This is a genomic window from Microlunatus parietis, assembly GCF_013407955.1.
Classification (GTDB): Bacteria; Actinomycetota; Actinomycetes; order Propionibacteriales; family Propionibacteriaceae; genus Microlunatus; species Microlunatus parietis.
The window spans coordinates 6,210,535-6,228,414 of record NZ_JACCBU010000001.1 but is presented as its reverse complement, the minus strand read 5'-3'; the positions used below and the strand labels follow the sequence as shown (position 1 = coordinate 6,228,414).

Sequence of the window (17,880 nt, the reverse complement as noted above, 5' to 3'; positions counted from 1 at the left end):
GGGAAGGTTGCCGATGATCAATTCGACCGGACCGCTGCGGGTGGGCCTTCTCGGGGCCGGCGGCATCGCCGTCGCGTCGTACGGTGTGTTGCCCAACCTGCACCACTACGCGGACACCATCGAGGTGGTCGCCCTCGCCGATGTCGATCATGCTCGGGCGGCCGCGGTCGCCCAGCAGTACGGCATTCCGCGGGTGTACGCGACGGTCGAGGAGCTGGTCGGCGCCGGCGGCCTGGACGCCGTGGTCAACCTGACCCCGATCCCGGTGCACTACGCGACCTCCAAGGTGATCCTCGAACACGGCCTGCACCTGGTCACCGAGAAGCCGATCGCCGCCACACTGGCCGAGGCCGATGAGTTGATCATGCTCGCCGAGAGCCGCGGCCTGGTGATCGTCAGCGCCCCGCCGGACCTGCTCCGGACGCCGATCAAGCGGGCCCGGGAGTTGGTCGCCGCCTGCGAGATCGGCCGGATCGCGTTCGCCCGCGTACACAGTTCGCACCAGGGACCGGGCGGCGGCCCCGGCGGCTGGCCGACCGACCCGACCTGGTTCTACCAGCGAGGCTCGGGACCGCTGCTCGATATGGGCGTGTACGGGATCCACCAGATCACCGGGATCCTCGGCCCGGCCCGGCGGGTGGTGGCGTTCTCCGGGATCACCGACCCGGTCCGGGTGGTCCGCGGCGGACCGTTCGCCGGGCTGGAGATCGAGGTCACGGCCGACGACAACACCTTGTTCCTGTTGGATTTCGGCGGCTCGACGTACGCGGTGGTCGACGGGAGCTACAACCTGCACGCCAGCCGCAGCCCGCGGCTGGAACTCTTCGGCCGACGGGGAGTGATCAATCTCGGCGTGCCGGGCGGCCCCGAGCTCGAGGTGTTCAAGACCGACCTGCTGCCCGGCGTCGACGGCTGGATCGACCCGTCCTGGCCGCTCGCCGCCGACACGAACTCGGCAACGACGGGCCGGGCGGTCATCGTCGGCCATCTCGCCGACATCGTGCTGTCCGGCGCCCCGAACGAGCTCGGTGCCGATCATGCCCGGCACGCCCTGGAGATCATGCTCGCCGTCGAGACGTCGGCCCGGGAGGGCCGGATCGTGGAGCTCCGGACGACGTTCCGGCAACCGACCGAGCTGCCGTGACCATCTCCTTCGGGATCAGCGGAGGCCCCGGCTGATCATCAGGCGATCCGGCCCGTCGTCGAGCCGAAGCCGAGCCAGGTGTGCCGGTTGCCGGCCCAGCACCAGCCGACCTTGGGCGCGTCCTTCCGATCCTTGCCGTCCCGGCCGGTGCCGCCGCTGATCCAGATCGCCGGCGTCCGCGCGTCGAGCCGGCCGCCGGCGTTGGTGAGCCGGGAGCCGATGCACATGAAGCAGCGGTTGGGTTCCAGTTTGTCGGGCTGCTGCAACAGCCAGCTGATCCCCTCGCTGATGGTGAACGGCGTCCGGCCGCGGCGGGTCAATTCCGGCAGCGCCTCGTCCGGGCTCCAGTTCAGCAGGTCGTCACCGCGGTCAGGCCCGGCGACCAGGTAGAGCGGCCGGTCTGGCACGCACCCGATTCCAGAATAATTCCGTACACTTGACTTAGTTTTTGGTGGTCCGCGCTCAGCCCGGTCGACCGCCCCACTTCTTCAACCAGTACTGCGCCTTGGAGTAGACCGTGGGGATCTGGCGGATGAACTTGTCGGTCGGGCAGAGCTTGCCGGTGGAGTTCGACCACACCGCGCCGGTCTGCTTCCGGCACCAGGTCGTGCGGTCGTTGCGATCGAACCGGCCGAAGTTGCCGTCGATTCCGAGCCGGTGCCAGGCCAGGCCGCGCAGGTCGTTCACCGTCGCGATCCGATTGGGCACTCCGCAGTGAATGACGGCCCAGGCGAAGATCTTCGCGAGGTTCCGAAGCTGGGTGTCGGTCATCCTGTCGCCCTCGAGCCCTGCGTGCTCAACGGAGATGCTCCTCGCGTTCCCGTTGAGATCGGCGGCCGCCCGCCGGTCCAGGTACTGATGCTGCCGCGGGGCACCGGAGCGCGGGTTGTAGAAGTGGGCATAGCTGCCGCCCGGGCCCTTGCCCGGACCGTAGATGTCGGCGCTTCTGGTCACCGCGATGTGCACGGTCACCCGCTTCGGGCTGATCGGCCGCCGAGTTCTGCCTCGTCGGCGCGCTGCCTTCGCTGTCTGGGATCCGATCACCGGCAGATCGACCACCGCGATGCTCGGTTCCGCGGCGACCGCCGCGTCCGTACGGCAGCCTCCGCCTCCGGTAGTGCGCCGAGGGCGCCGAGTCCGATCGAGTGTTCGAGCTCAGTGCCCCAGTCGGAAGGTACGGGCAGCGATGGGACCCGGACCGGCAGCGAGGCGCAGGGCGGTGCCGTCGTTGATCAACTCGGCCGGCCACGGATCGAGCGCGGTCGGGAAGATCACCGTGCAATCCCGGGCCGGGCGGGTCAGCGGGATGATCACCTCGGCGGGTTCCGGGCCGCGCTGCCAGACCGTGAGCAGGGATTCGTCCGGGCCGGTCAGCCGCAACGCGATCACCGGGTCGTCCCAGCCGGGCAGGCCGAGCGGCCAGCTCGGCGCGGCGTTGCCGATCATGGTGCGGAGTTCCTTGTGGACGGCGACCGCGGCCCGGACCAGGTCGAGTTGATCATCTCTCAGCCGGTTCAGGTGCCCGGACAGGTAGAGCCGGCCGAGCAGTCCCGCCTGCAGCGTGGCGGCGACCTCCTCGAGTCCCATCCAGTCGGCCGGGTAGGCCCAGGAGCCGGCCTGCTCGGGCAGCAGCTGCAGCGGTGCGGCGGCCGCGATGGGCACGTACCGGGCGACGTCTTGTTGATCACTGGTGGACTGCAGCTGCAGCCGGGACAGCATCGCGTCGTCGCAGCGCATCGCGCCGGAGCCGCAGTTCTCGATGATCAACTCGGGATGCCGGTCGAACAAGCCGTCCAGCCAGTCCAGGTGGGCCCGATTGTGCGCCAGCAGACCGGCCCCGGCACTGTCGGCGTCCAGGTCGGTGCCGGCCCCAGGGTTGATGTTGTAGTCGAACTTGAACATCCCGACGCCGAGTTCGCCGACCAGCCGGTCGATCGTCGCGTCGAGATGATCACGGACCGCCGGGTGACGCAGGTCCAGGTGGAAACGGCCCGCCTCCCGGATCCGTACCCCATGGCGGCTGAAGAACGCCTCCGGCGGCAGCCGGTCGGCCATCGGGCTGCGGACGCCGATCACCTCGGGTTCCAGCCACAGGCCGGGGATCATGCCGCGGTCCCGAATCCGGTCCAGGACAGCGGCCAGCCCGCCACTGGGGAACCGGCCGGATGACGGCAGCCACTCGCCGACCGTGTCCCACCAGTTGCCGTCCTCGGCGTACCAACCGGCGTCGATGCAGAACGCCTCGGCGCCCGTGGCGGCGGCGCTGTCGATCAACGGCAGCAGCTTCTCGGTGGTCGGGTCGCCGGACAGGGTGTTCATGTAGTCGTTGTAGATGAGCGTCAGCCGGCTCCGGTCCGGATGATCACGGCGGGTGGCGCGGCGGTGCCGGGTCAGCTGGTCGACGGCGTCGTCGAAGCCGAGTCCGGCGGCGATCGTCACCGGCACGGTACGGAACTCGGCACCCTGGTCCAGCCGCTGCACCCACTGGTGATCGGCCTCGGTCGGGCCGCCCGCGGTGAGCGACACCCCGCCTTGATCATCGCCGAGCTCCCAACGCCAGCCGCCGTTGTGCTCGACCTGCCAGAGCCAGGCCCAGCCGTCGTCGGCGGCGACCACGCCCGCGGTCGGCAGGTCGGCGCCGGTGGACCAGCTGCCGACCGAGCGCTGCCCCGTCGATCCCTTGCCGGACACCGGATGACCGGCAGATTCGAGCACCACCAACCGCCCGCGCAACGGCTCCCGGGTCCACCGGAACTCGGCCAGCCAGTCGGACGCCCCGGAGACGAGGTCCAGCTGGTCCGGCGTCAGGTCGACCTCCTCCAGCCGCCCGCACAACCCGAGGCTCAGGGACGGGACGGCGGTCAGCCAGGCCGGTTCGGCGCCCTCGTTGCGTACGGTGATCACGCCGGTGACCGCCGCCACGCCGGGCCGGATCCGCAGTTCGATCTCGGCGGCGATCCCGTCCGGGCCGACGACGTCGAGCCGCACCGCGGAGCCGTCGTCGCAATGATCATGACCGCGATAGCGGAGCCCTGCGCCGACCGAGGTCCGGATCAGCCGCGGCGTCGGATTGTGGTGACCGTCGCCGAGGGTGAGCACCTCGACCAGCGGCCGCGGCCGCGCCAGGGTCAGCCGGTGCCCGTCCCGCCGCACCTCGGTGATCGCCGGCGGCTCGTCGCCACCGGCCTCGATCATGATCAGGAAGGACTCGTCGCCGAGCGTCAGTGGCTGCACGCGACCAGCGTAAATGAATCGGTGCGGAGCGCCCGGCCCACTACGCTGGCGGACGTGTTGCCACGGATCACCGCCACCGCCTATCTGACGCCGCTCCGCGAGGGCGGGTCCCTGCCGGCGATCATGGAGGCCGACGACCTGGGCACGTACGTGGTGAAGTTCACCGGCGCGGGCCAGGGCGTCAAGGCCCTGGTCGCCGAGATCATCGTCGCCGGGCTGGCCCGGCGGGCCGGCCTGCACACGCCCGAGCTCGCCCTGATCGAGGTGGCTGCCGAAGTCGGCCGGACCGAGCCGGACGACGAGATCCAGCAGTTGATCAAGGCGAGCGTCGGGGTGAACCTGGCCGTGGACTACCTGCCCGGTTCGGTCGGCTACGACCGCAACTTCGACGTGGACCGCGAGACCTCTTCGGCCCTGGTCTGGTTGGACGCCTGGACGGCGAACGTCGACCGCAGCCTGCGGAACACCAACCTGCTGGTCTGGCACCGGCGGTTGTGGGCGATCGATCACGGCGCCTGTCTGCGGTTCCACCACGCCTGGGGCCGGCCGGAGGCGTTCGCCGAGTCGCCGTACAACTACGGTGATCATGTGCTGTCCGGGCGGGCCCGGCCGCGTGAGGCCCATGATCGACTCGCCGGCCGGTTCGACGCCGCGACCCTGGACGCCGTCATCGCCGACGTCCCGGACGCGTGGCTGCTGCCCGATCCGGAGCGACCCGACCCGGGAACTCCGCCGGACCCGGGGACGGCCCGGATCGCCTACCGGGACTACCTTCTCGGCCGGCTCGAGGCGGCCGAGCGGTGGCTTCGATGAGGTACGGCTACAGCTACGCGACGATCCGGGCGGTGCCCCGGGTGGAGCGGGGCGAGTTCGTCAACATCGGAGTGATCATCTACTGCCAGGACCTCGATTTCCTGGCCGCCGACGTCGCGATCGAGGAAGCCCGGCTGCGGGCCCTCGATCCCGCCGTCGACCTGGACGCGGTCCGCCGGTCGGCCGAGGCCATCGTGCTCCGGTGCGCCGAACCGGTCGGCAGCGCCCGCGAGAACGACGGTCTGCTCCACCGGTTCGGCATCCTGACCGCCCCGCGCAGCACGGTCGTCCAGCCGTCACCGGTGCACGCGGGCGTCACCGATGATCCGGTACGGACCCTGGCCGGCCTGATGACCCGTCTGGTGACGCCGCCGGCTCCGTGAGCGAGCGCAGGCTGCGGAACGGCGCGGTCAGGGTGGGCACCAGCTGCCGGCGATGGATGATCATCAGCACCGCCGCGAGCACGGCGTAGACGGCGGTGATCACGTACCGGCCCTCGGTGCCGGGCACCGCGAACTGCACCGCGAACAGCCCCAGCAGGGCCAGTGCGGCCAACCGGTGGAACCGCAACGTGAGCAGGATCGCGATGCCGAGCAGGGTCTGTGCCGCGGTCAGCGAGAACTCCTCGACCTGCCGGGCGTCCAACTGCAGCGAGAAGCTGCCGCCACCCATCAGGTACGCCACCGGCAGGCTGCCGATCAGCAGCGTCCACTGGTTCACCTTGGCGCTGATCAACGTCCCGATCGCCATCGACGCCTTGCCGCGCACCGCGAACATGATCGCCACGATGAATTCCGGCGCCTCCGACGACAACGGCGCGAGCCACTGCACCAGCAGGAACTCGTCGATGCCGAGCGACCGACCGCCGGCGACCAGCGACTCCGCGAACGGCTCCGCGCAGGAGATGATCATCACCGCCGCACCGACGAACATGATCACCACCAGCGGACGGCGGAGCCGGGCCGGCAGCGCGCCGATCCGGGCGGCCGGGCCGACCAGTTCGGGCTCCCCCTCGTCCTCGGTGCGGGCGACCCGGAGCAGGTAGAACGTGAACAGGGCGAGCATGCCGATGCCGAGGACCAGGTGGATCTGGCCGGACAGCGGGATGATCAACGCCAGCAGCGACGCGATCATCAGGAAGCCGAGCTCGAGCCGGTAGCGGGAGTCGATCAGCAGTTCGCGGACCGTCTGCCCGGACCTGCGGCTGGCGATGATCAAGGAGACCAGCACCACGACGCTCCAGCCGAGCCCGAGCAGCAACCGGTTGGACCCGGTCATGTTGGCCGCGGCGAATTGGACGTACTCGGGCCGGCTGCCGGCGGTGTAGGCGAAGTAGAGGTCGACCGCGTACTCCGGCAGCACGGCGATCACCGCCAGCACGGCGACGGCGAGCCCGCCCGAGATGTCCACCTCGGCGGCTTCCGCGGCCCAGGCCAGCACGAACGCCGCGGCCACGACTCCCGCACCGAAGACGACCAGGCCCAGGGCCGGCGTCAGGTGGAGCCCGGAGACCCGGACCACCAGGGCCGGCAGGGCGATCGCCAGGCAGATCAGGACCGGGCGCAGCGTTCGAAGCACCCGTCCATCTTCACGACACTTTGACAGTTACGCAAGTGAGGAAGTGTCAAATCGACGTGAGGCTGGTCACGACCACAGGCCCGGGGCCGGGCAGAATGCAGCCATGATCCCCGACCCGACCCACGCCCAGCTCGAGGTCGCGGCGCGGACGTTCGCGCTGTTGTCCGCGCCGGTCCGGCTGCACCTGGTGGCCCTCGCCGCCGCCGGCGAATACGACGTGGGCACGCTGTCCGAGCGAGTCGGGGTGACGATCGCCACGGCGAGCCAGCACCTGACCAAGCTCCGGCTGGCCGGGATCATCCGGGCCGAGCGACAGGGCCGGCGGCAGATCTACACGGTCGACGACCCGCACGTGCTGACGATGGTGCAGCAGATCTTCGAGCACATCGCCCCGGACGGCACGCTCGCCCCCGACCCGCCCGGGCCCGTCCGGTGAAGCGCGTCCTGATCATCGTCGGCGGCTGCGTGGTGATCGCCGGCTGCCTGGCCGGGATCCTGGCCGTCACCCTCGGCCTGATCGGCTGGACCCCGCCGTTGGTGAACCAGCCGCCGTGGTCGGCGGGCAAGCCGCTGGCCCCGGTCCCGGTCGGCGACGACCCGAAGCTGATCAGCTACGCGACCGCCGGGCTGATCCGGGACCGGCTGGCCACCGCCCCCTCCCTCGAGGACGCCCAGTTCGAGGTCAACTACGCGTTCGACGACGACGCCCGGATCTTCGGTCGCGAGGGCCGGCAGCCGCCGGCCGGCCGGATCGCCCAGGTGTCGGCGTTTCAATCCGATGCCGTGCCGGGCGCCGAGGACCGGGCCAACGTGTCCGTCGCCGTCGAGTTGTTCTCCGGCACGGACGAGCGGGACGCGGCACTGCTGAGGTACGGCCAGTCGACCCGCGGCTCGTCGACCGTGCTCGAGGAGCCGAACGTCGACGGCGCGGCCGGCGCCCAGCTGATCCAGCGCGTCGGGGCCTGCTCCTCCGGCCGCGGTCGCAATGTCTCGATCCACGGCCTGGCCGCGGTGGGCTCCCGTACCGCGGTGACGGTGTCGGTGTCCTGCGGCTCCCCGGAACAGGCGGAGCAGTACGTCGAGCCGGCCACCGACACCCTCGCCGAGGCGGTGGGCACCGCGACCGGACTCGAGGACGAGCCGATTCCGGTGACCCTGTTCGACCGGGCCGCCGCCATCCCGGTGATCAGCAGCGGCAACTGGCGGGACCGGCAGGTGGTCGTCGACTCCGAGGAGCGGCAGCGGGCCGTGCCCGCCGACCTGCGCGGCGACGGGCTGGAGGTCTACTTCGACGGGCGGTACGAGGTCGCCGCCTACCGGGACGCGGAAGCCGCGGCGGCGGTTCTGGAGCGGCGGCTCGCGACGAAGGGCGAGCACCGCCGCGAGGTCCGAGAACACCCGGGCACGGCGGCCGACCGGACGGTCTGCCTGGAGGGCTTCCGGCCGCGCGAGAAGTCCGACTGCCTGAGCCGGCTGGGCCGGTTCGTCGTGGTCGCCTCGGCGGACCAGGGCAAGGATCCCGAGATCGACGATCAGCTCGACCTGCTCCGCGGCGTTCGCTGATCCGAAACGCTGGACGTACGGTACCCCCCTAGGGTATAAAGGCCGGGTGAGCACCGTCGCCTCCGCCCTGCGCGACCGCTGGCCCGCCTTCGCCGGCCTCGCGGTCGCCGTCCTGACCGCCCTGGCGCTCTGGCTCCGGCACGCCGACGCCGCCGCCGTGGTCACCGCGTCGGCGTTGGTCTACCTCGGCGCCGCCGCCCTCGGCCTGCGCTGGGCGGCCTGGCCGGTCTTCGGGGTGAGTTTCGTGCTGATCACGATCGGCTTTCTGGTCCCGGCCTTCGACCCCTCGTTGATCATGATCGTGCTCGCCGTCCTGTTGATCTTGTACGGATTCGCCCGCGGCCGCGGCAGACCCCTGCACGGGCTGCCGCTGCAACTGGTCGCCATGGTGATCTTGGCCGGCCTGGCCTTGATCGCCGCCCGGCAGGATCCCGCCCTGTCGGCGATCCTGGTCGCGTTCGGCCTGCTCGCGCACGCCGGCTGGGACGCCTACCACCACCGCAAGGACCGGGTCGTGGTCCGCTCGATGGCGGAGTTCTGCATGGTGCTGGACACCGTACTGGCCGGCCTGGTGATCTGGCTGACCTTCGCCTAAGGACGTTCTTCGTGCTCGGCCGCGGCGAGCAGGGCGGAGCGGTGCGCGAGGGTGGCGCGGTCGCGGCCCTGGCTCTGCCCGCGGGCGATCTCGGCGGCGTCGATCCGGCGCCAGTCGCCCATGTTCAGCGGGGTGATCCCGCGGCCGGCCAGCAGCCGGCCGAGCTCGTCCGAGTCGTGCCCGGCGGACAGCTCGCCGTCGGCGATGTCGGAGAGCAGCGAGGTGACGGTCTCCACCGCGTCGGACTTGTTGGTGCCGATCACGCCGGTCGGGCCGCGCTTGATCCAGCCGGTGACGTACTCGCCGGTGGCGAACGACCCGTCTCGGATCACCCGGCCCTCCGCGTGCGGCACTCTGGCCTTCTCCTCGTCGTACGGGACGCCGGGCAGTGCGGTGCCCCGGTAGCCGACCGAGCGGACCACCAGGTCGGCCGGCAGCTCGGGACCGGGACCGTCGCCGACCAGCGCGCCGCCGGAGTCGATCTTGGTCCGCTCCGTGATCACCGAGTGGACCCGGCCGTCGCCGACCAGCGCCGTAGGCCGGGTCCAGAAGTGGAAGTGGATCCGCCGGCCGGCGCCGCGACTCCCCCGCTCGGCACTGCTCTCCCGTGCCGACCAGGTGGACAGCACGCCGAGGTTGCGCAACGCGACCTTGCCGACCGTGGCCGGATCAAGATCATGATCGAACGGGTCGATCACGATGTCCACGCCGTCCAGGTCGCCGAGCTCGCGGAGTTCCTTGGTGGTGAAGGACGTGTGCGCCGGTCCGCGCCGGCCGAGCACGTGCACGTCGGTCACCGAACGGCCCTGCAACGCCGTCAGCACTTCCTCGGCCATGTCGGTCCGGGCCAGGTCAGCGGTGGGTCGGATCAGGATCCGCACCACGTCGAGCGCGACGTTCCCGACGCCGACGACGACCGCGGACCGGGTGCTGCCGACCAGCCGGGTCGCAGCCGCAGCGTCGATGGCCGGCGTCACCTGATCACGATCACCGGCGTCGGGCCGGTCCAGGTCGGGATGGACGTCGGGATGCCCGCAGTACCAGGCGACCAGTTCCGCGGCCGCGATGCTGCCCTCCAGATCCTCGCCCGGGATGCCGAGCCGCCGGTCACTCGCCGCGCCGTACGCGTAGATCACCGCGTCCACCGCCCCGCGGAGCTCCTCGACGGTCAGGTCGCGGCCGACCGTCACATCGCCGTAGAACCGCACCTCCGGCCGGCTCAGCGTGCGCTCCAGGACGTTGCGAATGGACCGGATCGACGGATGATCGGGAGCGACGCCGTACCGGACCAGCCCGAACGGGACCGGCAACCGGTCCAGGACCGCGACGCTGACCGGCACGTCGGTCTGCTGGCAGAGGGCCTCGGCGGCGTAGATCCCCGACGGCCCGGACCCGATGATCGCGACGACGTACGGTCTCATCGGTTCAGGTTATCCGCACATCACGATCGCGAATCGGACTTCCCGATCATCGTCCGGGTCCGCGTTGCTACGATCTTGGACGATGTCCATCGCTGGAAGGCGTTTCGATGAGCAGACCGCACGTCCTCTTCGTCGGCATCGACGGGGTCCGGTTCGACACGCTGGCCGAGCAGGAGACGCCGGCGCTGGACAAGGTCGCCGCCGCCGGCTTCCTGCAGTCCTTGCAGGTCAACCCGGCCGGCCCGACGATCTCCGGTCCCAGCTGGTCGACCATGGTGTCGGGCGTGCTGCCACCGACGCACCGGATCTTCGACAACGACCTGACCGATCATGATCTTGGTCGCTATCCGGACTTCATCACGCTCGCCGCACTGGCCTACCCGGGCCTGCAGACGTTCGCGGCGGCGGACTGGGAACCCTTGGTGAGCAGCCACAGCGGCGGCCCGATCTTCGCCGGCGGCGGCTTCGTGCCGGACCGGCGGCGCGGCAAGCACGACACCCCCGCCGACTGGCACGACGGTGATCAACAGGTCGCCGACCGCGCCGTGGCCCACCTGGCCGCGCTCGCGGCCGAGCCCGGCTCGGTCACGTTCGTCTACCAGCACGGCCCGGACACCGCCGGGCACCGGGAGGGCGTCGGCGCCAGCTATCGCGAGTTCATCGAGGCCTCGGACCGGCGGCTCGACGCGCTGCTCCGCGCCGTCGACGAGCGGCCCGGCCGGGCAGCCGAGGACTGGCTGATCATCGTCGCCACCGATCACGGCCACGTCGACGAGGGCGGCCACGGCGGCGACTCGCCGGAGGAACGGACCGCCTGGATCGCGGCCTGCGGCAGCGGTGTCCCGGCCGGCGGGCGGCCGTTGATCTTGGAACAGGCCGACGTCGCCGGCCACGTCCACCACGTGCTCGGGCTGACCGGCCAACCGGAACCGTTCGTCGGGCTCCCGTTCGGCGCCCGGACCGAGTTGGCCGTCGCGTGATCCAATCGTGACGGGTCAGTCCTTTGATCCCGCCACTTCCGAGCCACACTGGGGCCAGGGACTACCCCCCGGGTCCCCTTCGGGGGCCGATCCCCTGGACCGGCCACGAAGCAGGCTGGCCGCTCTGATCGCACTCTTCCCGCAGCCGAGCGGCCAGCCCCTCAGCACCGCTCGACCATGATCATCAATACCTGATGCAGGCCGACCGGAGATCGGTGTAGAAGGCCCAGGTGTCCGGCGAGCACTCCGGTGCGCCGAGTTGGGACGCCTTCGCCCCCATGTGCGGCAGATGGGCGTACGCACCGACGCCGGGCCGGTTGACGTGCAGCATGCCGGCGTCGAGCACGTTCAGCGCCTGGAACATCGAGCCGTGGTCGTTGGTGAAGATCGTCGCCGACATGCCGTAGCGGACCGAGTTCGAGATCCGTACCGCGTCGTCGAAGCCGTCGCAGTCGATCACCGCCAGCACCGGGCCGAAGATCTCCTCCTGCGCCAGTTCGCTGTCCCAGGCGACCTCGCTGAGCACCGTCGGCTGGACGTAGTAGCCGCTGAGCTCGCGGCCGTCCCGCTCGACCCGGGCCGGCCCGCCGCCGCAGCGTACCGTCGCGCCCGCGGCGGTCGCCCGCTCGATCGCAGCCAGGCAGGCGTCCCGCCGGACGTCGTTGATCACCGGGCCGAGGTCCGTTCCGTCCGCGTCGCCCGGACCCACCCGCAGCGACGCCGCCCGCGCCATCACCCGGCCGACCAGTTCGTCCTTGACCCGACGGTCGACGATCACCCGGCTGGTCGCGCTGCACCGCTGGCCGCTCTGCCCGAACGCTCCGTGGATGATGGCCGCGGCGGCCGCGTTGAGGTCGGCGTCCGCCAGCACGATGACGGCGTTCTTGCCGCCCAGCTCGAGCTGGGTGCGCAAGAGCCGGCCGGCTCCGGCAAGGTTGATCGCCTGGCCCACCGGCAGCGAGCCGGTGAACGAGATGCCCGCCACCCGGTGATCATCGACCAGCGCCTCGCCCGGCTCACGGTCACCCTGAACCAGGTTCAGGACGCCTTTCGGCAGCCCGGCCCGCTGGAACGCGTCGACCAGCAGCGCCGCCGTGAGCGGGGTCAGCGGGGACGGCTTGAGCACCGCCGCGCAGCCGGCGACCAGCGCCGGCGCGACCTTCCAGACCGGGATGGCCAGGGGGAAGTTCCACGGCGTGATCAAGCCGACCACGCCGATCGGCCGGCGGAACGTCATCGCCAGCGTGCGCGGTTCCTCGGCCGGGGTGGTGATCCCGTTCAGCCGCCGGCCCTCGCCGGCGATGAATTCCATGATCGCCAACGCCCGGGCGACCTCGCCGCGTGCCTCGCCGAGCCGCTTGCCCTGCTCCCGGGTGATCGCCGCGGCGAAGCGGTCCGCCTCGGCCTCGATCAGCCGCGCCGCCCGCCGGACCACCGCGGCCCGCTCGATCGGGCCGACCTCCTCCCAGGCGCTCCGGGCCTCCCCGGCGGCGTCGATCGCCGCGGTCGCGTCGGCGGTCGACGATTCGGCGAACTCGCCGAGTTGATCATCGACGTCGGCCGGGTTGAGGTTGGTCCTGGTCCGCGCCGTCGGGGTCCAGGCGCCGCCGATGAGGTTGCGCCGGAGCCGTTCCGGTACGGATTCAGCCGGCATGATCAACTCCGGCGGTGAGCCCGGTCGTGGCCACCCAGAACGCGTCGTAGTTGTGCACGCAGGCCGGTTCGGCGATGTCCTGCTCAAGATCGGCCGGCCGGGTCAGCTCGCGGTTGATCAGGAACGGGATGTTGAGCTCGCCGAGCGCGCCGTGGGAGCGCAGCGGCGCGTCCAACTGCCCGAGGTCGTGCCAGGCCGGGTAGCGGCCGAGCGCGTACCCCTTCTCCGCCAGCACGACAAGATCACCGATCCGGTCCGGCGGCAGTGCGTAGCGGTCGGCGGCGTCGGCCCGGGTGTGCACCGCCTGGATGCCCTCGATCCGGGCCAGCGCGCTGCCGACGACCGCCGGATCGGCACCGTCGGGCAGATACACACTGGCGAACGAGCCGAGCGCCCCGTGGTGCACGGTGTACGGGTCCGTGATCGGCAGGATCACGCGCGCCTCGGGTCCGTCCAGGACCCGGTTCGCCTCCTCCTCGACGTAGATCACCCGCGGCGCGCCGGCCGGGTCGCTCTTGCCGCTCATCCCGTGATCGGCGGTGATCACGACCACCGCGCCGAGCGCGTCCAACTGCCCGGCATAGTTGTCGATCATGGCGTAGAAGTCGTTCGCCACCTCGGTGCCGGGCGCGTGCTTGTGCTGGATGTAGTCGGTCAGCGACAGGTAGAGCAGGTCCGGCCGGCGGTCGGCCAGCAGCCGTACACCGGCGGCCAGCACGAATTCGCTCAGGTCCGCCGAGTAGACCGCGGGCAGCGGCCGGCCGACGTAGTCCAGGACGTCGCCGATCCCGTTGTCCGCAACGGTTGCCTGGTCCGCCTTCTCGGCCGAGAAACAGATCCCCCGCCGCTCCGGTACGGCCTCGCCGCCGGAACCGTCCAGTGCCGGCCCGGACTCGACCAGGCCGGCGCCGAGCAGCCGGCGCAGCTTGTCCTTGGCGGTGATCACCGCGACGTCGTACCCGGCGTCGTTGGCGGCCCCGAAGATCGTCGGGATCCGGAGGAACGCCTTGTCGTTCATCAGCACCTCCTGGCCGCTGTCCGGGTCCAGGATGTAGTTGCCGCTGATTCCATGATCACGAGGCGGCCGGCCGGTCGCGATGGAGACGTTGTTGGGATTGGTCAGGGCCGGCATCGCACCATGGGCGGGCCAGTTGCTCAACCGGTCCTGGCTCGCCTTGGCCAGCCAGGGCATCCGGCCCGCCGCGAGCGCCTGCTCGTGGTACGCGGGTTCGCTGCCGTCCACACAGATCACCACCACCGGCTCGGCCGGCGGCCGGTACTCCCGGCCGTTGACGGTGAAGGGCTGCCGTGTCATCTCGTACTCCTTACTCATGATCACCAAAACCGGGAACCGAGTCGAGCAACTCCCGTGTGTACTCGTGCTGCGGCGCCGCGAAGAGCCGGGCTGCCGGCGCGGCCTCGACGACCGAGCCGTCCCGCATCACCGCGACCTGATCGGCCACGTGCCGGATCACCCCGAGATTGTGCGAGATGAACAGGAACGAGACGCCCGCCGTCTCCCGCAGGCCCATCATCAGGTTGAGCACGTGGGCCTGCACCGTGACGTCCAGCGCCGAGGTGCACTCGTCGGCGACGATCAGGTCGGGCTTGGTCGCCAGCGCCCGGGCCAGCCCGACCCGTTGCCGCTGCCCGCCGGACAACTGGTAGGGCCGCCGGTCCAGGGCGTCCGCCGGCAGGTCCATCGTGGCCAGCAGTTCGGCGCTGAACTCCTCGATCGCCGACCGGGCGACCACCCGGGAGATGATCATCGGCTCGGCCAGGATCTGCCGGACCGTCATCGACGGGTCCAGCGAGTTGTTGGGATCCTGGAAGATCATCTGGATCCGCGGCTGGTTGACGCAGAACCCCCTCCGCCCGACCAGCTCCGCGCCGTCGAAGATCACCGAGCCGCGCCGCACCGCGGTCAGCCCGAGCACGGTCCGCGCCACCGTCGTCTTCCCCGAGCCGGACTCGCCCACCAGGCCGAAGATCTGGTTCCGGCCGACCGTCAGCGAGACGTCCCGGACCACATCGCGGTGCCGGGATCCGCCGCGGTGCAGCAGATTCGAGCCGACCTGGTACGAGACGGTCAGGTCCTTGATCTCCAGCAGCGGTGCACTCATCGGAGGCCTCCGACGAAGCGCCGGGACACGACATGATCATCGGCGATCCGGACCAGCTCGACGTCGGTCCGCTGCTCGGGGTCGAACCGGCCGAGCCGCGGGTCGATCGAACGGCCGGCCAGAACATCGGCCTTGGTGACCAGCCGGCTGCCCGGCTCGACGTCCAGCGTCGGCACCGAACTGATCAACAGTCGGGTGTACGGATGCCGCGGATCGGCGATCACCGCGCGGGACCGGCCCGACTCGACGATCGCTCCGCCGTACATCACCGCGATCCGGTCGGAGTGATGGGCCACCACACTGAGGTCGTGGGTGATCAACAGGATGCCGAGCCCGTCGGCGCGCAGTTCGTCCAGCAACTGCAGGATGCCGCGCTGCACGGTCACGTCGAGCGCCGTGGTCGGCTCGTCCGCGATCAGGAACCTGGGCCGGCCGGCCAAGGCCATCGCGATCATGATCCGCTGCAGCTGGCCGCCGGAGAGTTGGTGCGGGTAGCTGTCGTACCGCTCGGCGGGCTGCTGGATGCCGACCCGCTCCAGCAGGTCGATCGCCCTGGTCCGGGCCTCCGTCGCCGTGACCGTGCTGTGTGCCCGGACCGACTCGACCAACTGCCGGCCGACCGTGCGGATCGGGTTGAGCGCGGTCCACGGGTCCTGGAAGATCATCGACACCGCGCGGCCGCGGATCGCGTCGAAGTCCACGTCACGAGCGGTGGCCAGATCGAGCCTGTACTCCGGCTCGCCGTCGATCCGCAGCAGGCCGCTGACCGAGAACGCCGACGCCGCGTACCAGGAGGTCAGCAGGCCGAGCACGCTCAGCGCGGTGATCGACTTCCCGCTGCCGGACTCGCCGACCACGGCGATGGTCCGGGACTCCTCAACCTCCAGCGAGAGGTCGGCCACCAGCACCCGGTCGGTGCCGTCGGCGCGGACCGTGATCGTCAGCCCGGACAGGGACAGTGTCATCGAAGATCACTCCTACCGGTCCGCGAACCTGACCTGGACCCGGGAGCGCAGCCACTCCCCGATCACGTGCACGCAGTAGGCCATCAGCACCAGCACCGCGCTCGGCACCATCGAGGACCACGGGTTGGTCGCCAGGTAGGTGCGGCCCTCGCCGATCATCTGGCCGAGCGTCGCGGTCGGCGGCTGGACCCCGATCCCGATGAACGACAGGGCCGACTCGAGCAGCATCACGGGCGGGAAGCTGAGCACCATCAACACGATGTAGTACGAGACGGTGTTGGGCAGCACGTGCCGCAGGATGATCCGGACCGGCGGTGCGCCGTACGACCGGGCAGCGTCCACGAACGGCTGCTCCCGTGCGCTCAGCACCAGTCCCCTGATCACCCGGGCGTAGGTCTCCCAGCGGGCCAGTCCGATGAAGATCATCAGCACCCCGATCCCGCGGCCGAACATGACCAGCCCGACCAAGATCAACAGGGTCAGCGGCACCGACTGCTGGAAGTTCACCGCGAGCATGACCAGCCGGTCCCAGACGCCGCCGAAGAAGCCCGCCGTCAGACCGAGGGTGAGGCCGACCAGGCTGCCGACGATCAGGCCGACCGCGGCGATCAGCAGGCTGGTCCGGGTGCCGTGCAACGTCCGGCTCAGCGTGTCCCGGCCGATCCCGTCGGCGCCGAGCAGATGGGCCGAGGTCGGGTCGAGGAAGATCGGCAGCGCGTTCCGGCTGGTCAGGACGGTGCGATCGGGGTCGAACGGCGACACCACCCCGGCCAGCAGCGCGGCCCCCACGACGATGATCAGCACGCCCGCGCAGACCCTGGTCCAGGCGGTCATCGACCGGACCTGTCTCCAGACCGTGCCCTGAGCCTGTCGAAGGGTCATGCGACTCCTCGGGTCCGGCCGATCCGCGGATCGAGCAGCAGATACGCGACATCCAGCAGGTAGTTGAGGACGATGACGATGATCGACACGGTGACCACGGAGAACTGGATCACCGGGAAGTCCCGGTTGATCACCGACGTCACCAGCAGGTTACCCATGCCGGGCCAGGAGAAGATCGTCTCGATCACCATGGTCCCGGACAGGATGTCGACGACGATCATCCCGATCTGGGTGATCACCGGGACGCCGGTGTTGGGGAACACGTGCCGCCAGACCACCGAGCGGCGGCCGGTGCCCTTGCTGATCGCGGTGACCACGAAATCCTGGTGCAGCGTTTCCCGCATGCTGTTGTCGACGTACCGGGAGAGCGAGACGATCGAGCCGACGGAGAGGCAGACGACCGGCATCAGGTAGTGCGCCGGTGTCGAGGCGCCCTGGGTCGGCAGCGCGTTCAGGACGAAGCCGAAGATCAAGATCATCACCAGCGACAGCACGAAGCCGGGCACGGCGTAGAGCAGCGACATCGCGTGGCCGAGGGCCCGGATCAGCGGCTGCCGCGGGTACAGCGCGAGCAGCATCCCGACGCCGACGCCGACCACGACGCTGAAGATCAGCGAGAACACGCCGAGCTTCAGGGTCTCGGCCAGCCGCGGGAAGAAGATCTCGGGCACCGGCCGGCGCTCCACCAGGCTGATGCCGAAGTCGCCAGTGACGGCGTTGCGCAGATACAGCAGGAACTGCTCGGGGTAGCTTCGGTCCAGACCGTACTTGGCGTTGTACTGAGCCAGCTGGCCCGGTTCCAGGCCGTCCGGGTACATCAGGTCGAACGGGTTCCCGGTGACCCGCGCCGCGACGAACACGAAGATCAGCACGAGCAGCGCGGTGCCGGCGCTGACCAGGGCCCGGGAGCCGAGGAACCTCAGCACGG

The 17,880-nt window shown here is 70.6% G+C and carries 18 protein-coding genes; 7 read left to right on the top strand and 11 right to left on the bottom strand.

The window, feature by feature from the left end; all coding sequences use genetic code 11:
- Nucleotides 1-13: 13 nt before the first annotated feature.
- Complete coding sequence (locus BKA15_RS29975; protein ID WP_179757244.1) at nucleotides 14-1,144, top strand: Gfo/Idh/MocA family protein; 1,131 nt, start codon at nucleotides 14-16, stop codon at nucleotides 1,142-1,144.
- Between the two features lie 38 nt (nucleotides 1,145-1,182).
- On the opposite strand, the gene BKA15_RS29970 is transcribed toward BKA15_RS29975, so the two are convergent.
- The 3 genes from BKA15_RS29970 to BKA15_RS29960 form a co-directional block, all read right to left on the bottom strand.
- Entirely contained in the window at nucleotides 1,183-1,551 is a 369-nt protein-coding gene (locus BKA15_RS29970) for a DUF5701 family protein (protein ID WP_218871636.1), read from the bottom strand.
- A gap of 55 nt (nucleotides 1,552-1,606) precedes the next feature.
- Nucleotides 1,607-2,116 (bottom strand): peptidoglycan recognition protein family protein, encoded by a 510-nt coding sequence (locus BKA15_RS29965; protein WP_179757242.1) that lies wholly within the window; start codon nucleotides 2,114-2,116, stop codon nucleotides 1,607-1,609.
- A 183-nt stretch (nucleotides 2,117-2,299) separates the two neighbouring features.
- Complete coding sequence (locus BKA15_RS29960; RefSeq protein ID WP_179757240.1) at nucleotides 2,300-4,378, bottom strand: glycoside hydrolase family 36 protein; 2,079 nt, start codon at nucleotides 4,376-4,378, stop codon at nucleotides 2,300-2,302.
- 54 nt (nucleotides 4,379-4,432) lie between these two features.
- Here BKA15_RS29960 and BKA15_RS29955 point away from each other — a divergent pair, with 54 nt between their 5' ends.
- Together BKA15_RS29955 and BKA15_RS29950 are read left to right on the top strand one after the other, a co-directional pair.
- Nucleotides 4,433-5,191: a HipA family kinase gene (locus BKA15_RS29955; protein ID WP_179757238.1), complete on the top strand. Its 759-nt coding sequence runs from the start codon at nucleotides 4,433-4,435 to the stop codon at nucleotides 5,189-5,191.
- On the top strand, nucleotides 5,188-5,574 hold the full coding sequence (locus tag BKA15_RS29950; RefSeq protein ID WP_179757236.1) for a DUF3037 domain-containing protein: 387 nt from the start codon (nucleotides 5,188-5,190) through the stop codon (nucleotides 5,572-5,574). The genes BKA15_RS29955 and BKA15_RS29950 overlap by 4 nt, the downstream gene beginning before the upstream one ends.
- Here the strand turns inward: BKA15_RS29950 and BKA15_RS29945 are convergent.
- Nucleotides 5,507-6,769 carry a calcium:cation antiporter family protein gene (locus tag BKA15_RS29945; RefSeq protein WP_179757234.1) on the bottom strand — a complete coding sequence of 421 codons (1,263 nt, stop codon included), beginning with the start codon at nucleotides 6,767-6,769 and terminating at the stop codon, nucleotides 5,507-5,509. The two genes, BKA15_RS29950 and BKA15_RS29945, sit on opposite strands and share 68 nt — an antisense overlap.
- Nucleotides 6,770-6,872: 103 nt before the next feature.
- On the opposite strand from BKA15_RS29945, the gene BKA15_RS29940 reads away from it, so the two are divergent.
- The 3 genes from BKA15_RS29940 to BKA15_RS29930 are packed head-to-tail and all read left to right on the top strand — an operon-like array spanning nucleotide 6,873 to nucleotide 8,927.
- Nucleotides 6,873-7,205, top strand: coding sequence for an ArsR/SmtB family transcription factor (locus tag BKA15_RS29940; protein ID WP_179757232.1), 333 nt, complete (start codon nucleotides 6,873-6,875; stop codon nucleotides 7,203-7,205).
- On the top strand, nucleotides 7,202-8,332 hold the full coding sequence (locus tag BKA15_RS29935) for a hypothetical protein (protein WP_179757231.1): 1,131 nt from the start codon (nucleotides 7,202-7,204) through the stop codon (nucleotides 8,330-8,332). Before BKA15_RS29940 ends, BKA15_RS29935 begins: the two co-directional genes overlap by 4 nt.
- 46 nt (nucleotides 8,333-8,378) lie before the next feature.
- Nucleotides 8,379-8,927 (top strand): hypothetical protein, encoded by a 549-nt coding sequence (locus BKA15_RS29930; protein ID WP_179757229.1) that lies wholly within the window; start codon nucleotides 8,379-8,381, stop codon nucleotides 8,925-8,927.
- Here the strand turns inward: BKA15_RS29930 and BKA15_RS29925 are convergent.
- Nucleotides 8,924-10,348, bottom strand: a complete 1,425-nt coding sequence (locus tag BKA15_RS29925; RefSeq protein ID WP_179757227.1) for an FAD-dependent oxidoreductase — start codon at nucleotides 10,346-10,348, stop codon at nucleotides 8,924-8,926. The two genes, BKA15_RS29930 and BKA15_RS29925, sit on opposite strands and share 4 nt — an antisense overlap.
- 107 nt (nucleotides 10,349-10,455) lie before the next feature.
- Here BKA15_RS29925 and BKA15_RS29920 point away from each other — a divergent pair, with 107 nt between their 5' ends.
- Nucleotides 10,456-11,328: an alkaline phosphatase family protein gene (locus tag BKA15_RS29920; protein WP_179757226.1), complete on the top strand. Its 873-nt coding sequence runs from the start codon at nucleotides 10,456-10,458 to the stop codon at nucleotides 11,326-11,328.
- A gap of 184 nt (nucleotides 11,329-11,512) precedes the next feature.
- On the opposite strand, the gene BKA15_RS29915 is transcribed toward BKA15_RS29920, so the two are convergent.
- Genes BKA15_RS29915 through BKA15_RS29890 form a run of 6 tightly spaced genes read right to left on the bottom strand, consistent with a single transcriptional unit; the run spans nucleotide 11,513 to nucleotide 17,878 of the window.
- A complete protein-coding gene (locus BKA15_RS29915; protein ID WP_179757225.1) occupies nucleotides 11,513-12,982 on the bottom strand; it encodes an aldehyde dehydrogenase family protein in 1,470 nt (489 codons plus the stop codon).
- Nucleotides 12,972-14,297 carry a phosphonoacetate hydrolase gene (gene phnA / locus BKA15_RS29910; protein ID WP_179757224.1) on the bottom strand — a complete coding sequence of 442 codons (1,326 nt, stop codon included), beginning with the start codon at nucleotides 14,295-14,297 and terminating at the stop codon, nucleotides 12,972-12,974. The genes BKA15_RS29915 and phnA overlap by 11 nt, the downstream gene beginning before the upstream one ends.
- A gap of 10 nt (nucleotides 14,298-14,307) precedes the next feature.
- On the bottom strand, nucleotides 14,308-15,105 hold the full coding sequence (locus tag BKA15_RS29905; protein WP_179757223.1) for an ABC transporter ATP-binding protein: 798 nt from the start codon (nucleotides 15,103-15,105) through the stop codon (nucleotides 14,308-14,310).
- Nucleotides 15,102-16,070: an ABC transporter ATP-binding protein gene (locus BKA15_RS29900; protein ID WP_179757222.1), complete on the bottom strand. Its 969-nt coding sequence runs from the start codon at nucleotides 16,068-16,070 to the stop codon at nucleotides 15,102-15,104. The genes BKA15_RS29905 and BKA15_RS29900 overlap by 4 nt, the downstream gene beginning before the upstream one ends.
- Before the next feature lie 12 nt (nucleotides 16,071-16,082).
- The gene (locus tag BKA15_RS29895; RefSeq protein ID WP_179757221.1) at nucleotides 16,083-16,952 is read right to left on the bottom strand and encodes an ABC transporter permease; all 870 of its coding nucleotides are present in this window, start codon (nucleotides 16,950-16,952) and stop codon (nucleotides 16,083-16,085) included.
- Nucleotides 16,949-17,878: an ABC transporter permease gene (locus tag BKA15_RS29890; RefSeq protein WP_179757220.1), complete on the bottom strand. Its 930-nt coding sequence runs from the start codon at nucleotides 17,876-17,878 to the stop codon at nucleotides 16,949-16,951. The genes BKA15_RS29895 and BKA15_RS29890 overlap by 4 nt, the downstream gene beginning before the upstream one ends.
- Nucleotides 17,879-17,880: the final 2 nt, after the last annotated feature.

What these genes read in the sequence shown, in the direction of transcription:
- BKA15_RS29975 (WP_179757244.1), top strand. Translation starts at nt 14, where the DNA reads ATGATCAATTCGACCGGACCGCTGCGGGTGGGCCTTCTCGGGGCCGGC.
- BKA15_RS29950 (WP_179757236.1), top strand. Translation starts at nt 5,188, where the DNA reads ATGAGGTACGGCTACAGCTACGCGACGATCCGGGCGGTGCCCCGGGTG.
- BKA15_RS29940 (WP_179757232.1), top strand. Translation starts at nt 6,873, where the DNA reads ATGATCCCCGACCCGACCCACGCCCAGCTCGAGGTCGCGGCGCGGACG.
- BKA15_RS29925 (WP_179757227.1), bottom strand. Translation starts at nt 10,348, where the DNA reads ATGAGACCGTACGTCGTCGCGATCATCGGGTCCGGGCCGTCGGGGATC.
- BKA15_RS29920 (WP_179757226.1), top strand. Translation starts at nt 10,456, where the DNA reads ATGAGCAGACCGCACGTCCTCTTCGTCGGCATCGACGGGGTCCGGTTC.
- BKA15_RS29915 (WP_179757225.1), bottom strand. Translation starts at nt 12,982, where the DNA reads ATGCCGGCTGAATCCGTACCGGAACGGCTCCGGCGCAACCTCATCGGC.
- phnA (WP_179757224.1), bottom strand. Translation starts at nt 14,297, where the DNA reads ATGACACGGCAGCCCTTCACCGTCAACGGCCGGGAGTACCGGCCGCCG.
- BKA15_RS29905 (WP_179757223.1), bottom strand. Translation starts at nt 15,105, where the DNA reads ATGAGTGCACCGCTGCTGGAGATCAAGGACCTGACCGTCTCGTACCAG.
- BKA15_RS29900 (WP_179757222.1), bottom strand. Translation starts at nt 16,070, where the DNA reads ATGACACTGTCCCTGTCCGGGCTGACGATCACGGTCCGCGCCGACGGC.
- BKA15_RS29895 (WP_179757221.1), bottom strand. Translation starts at nt 16,952, where the DNA reads ATGACCCTTCGACAGGCTCAGGGCACGGTCTGGAGACAGGTCCGGTCG.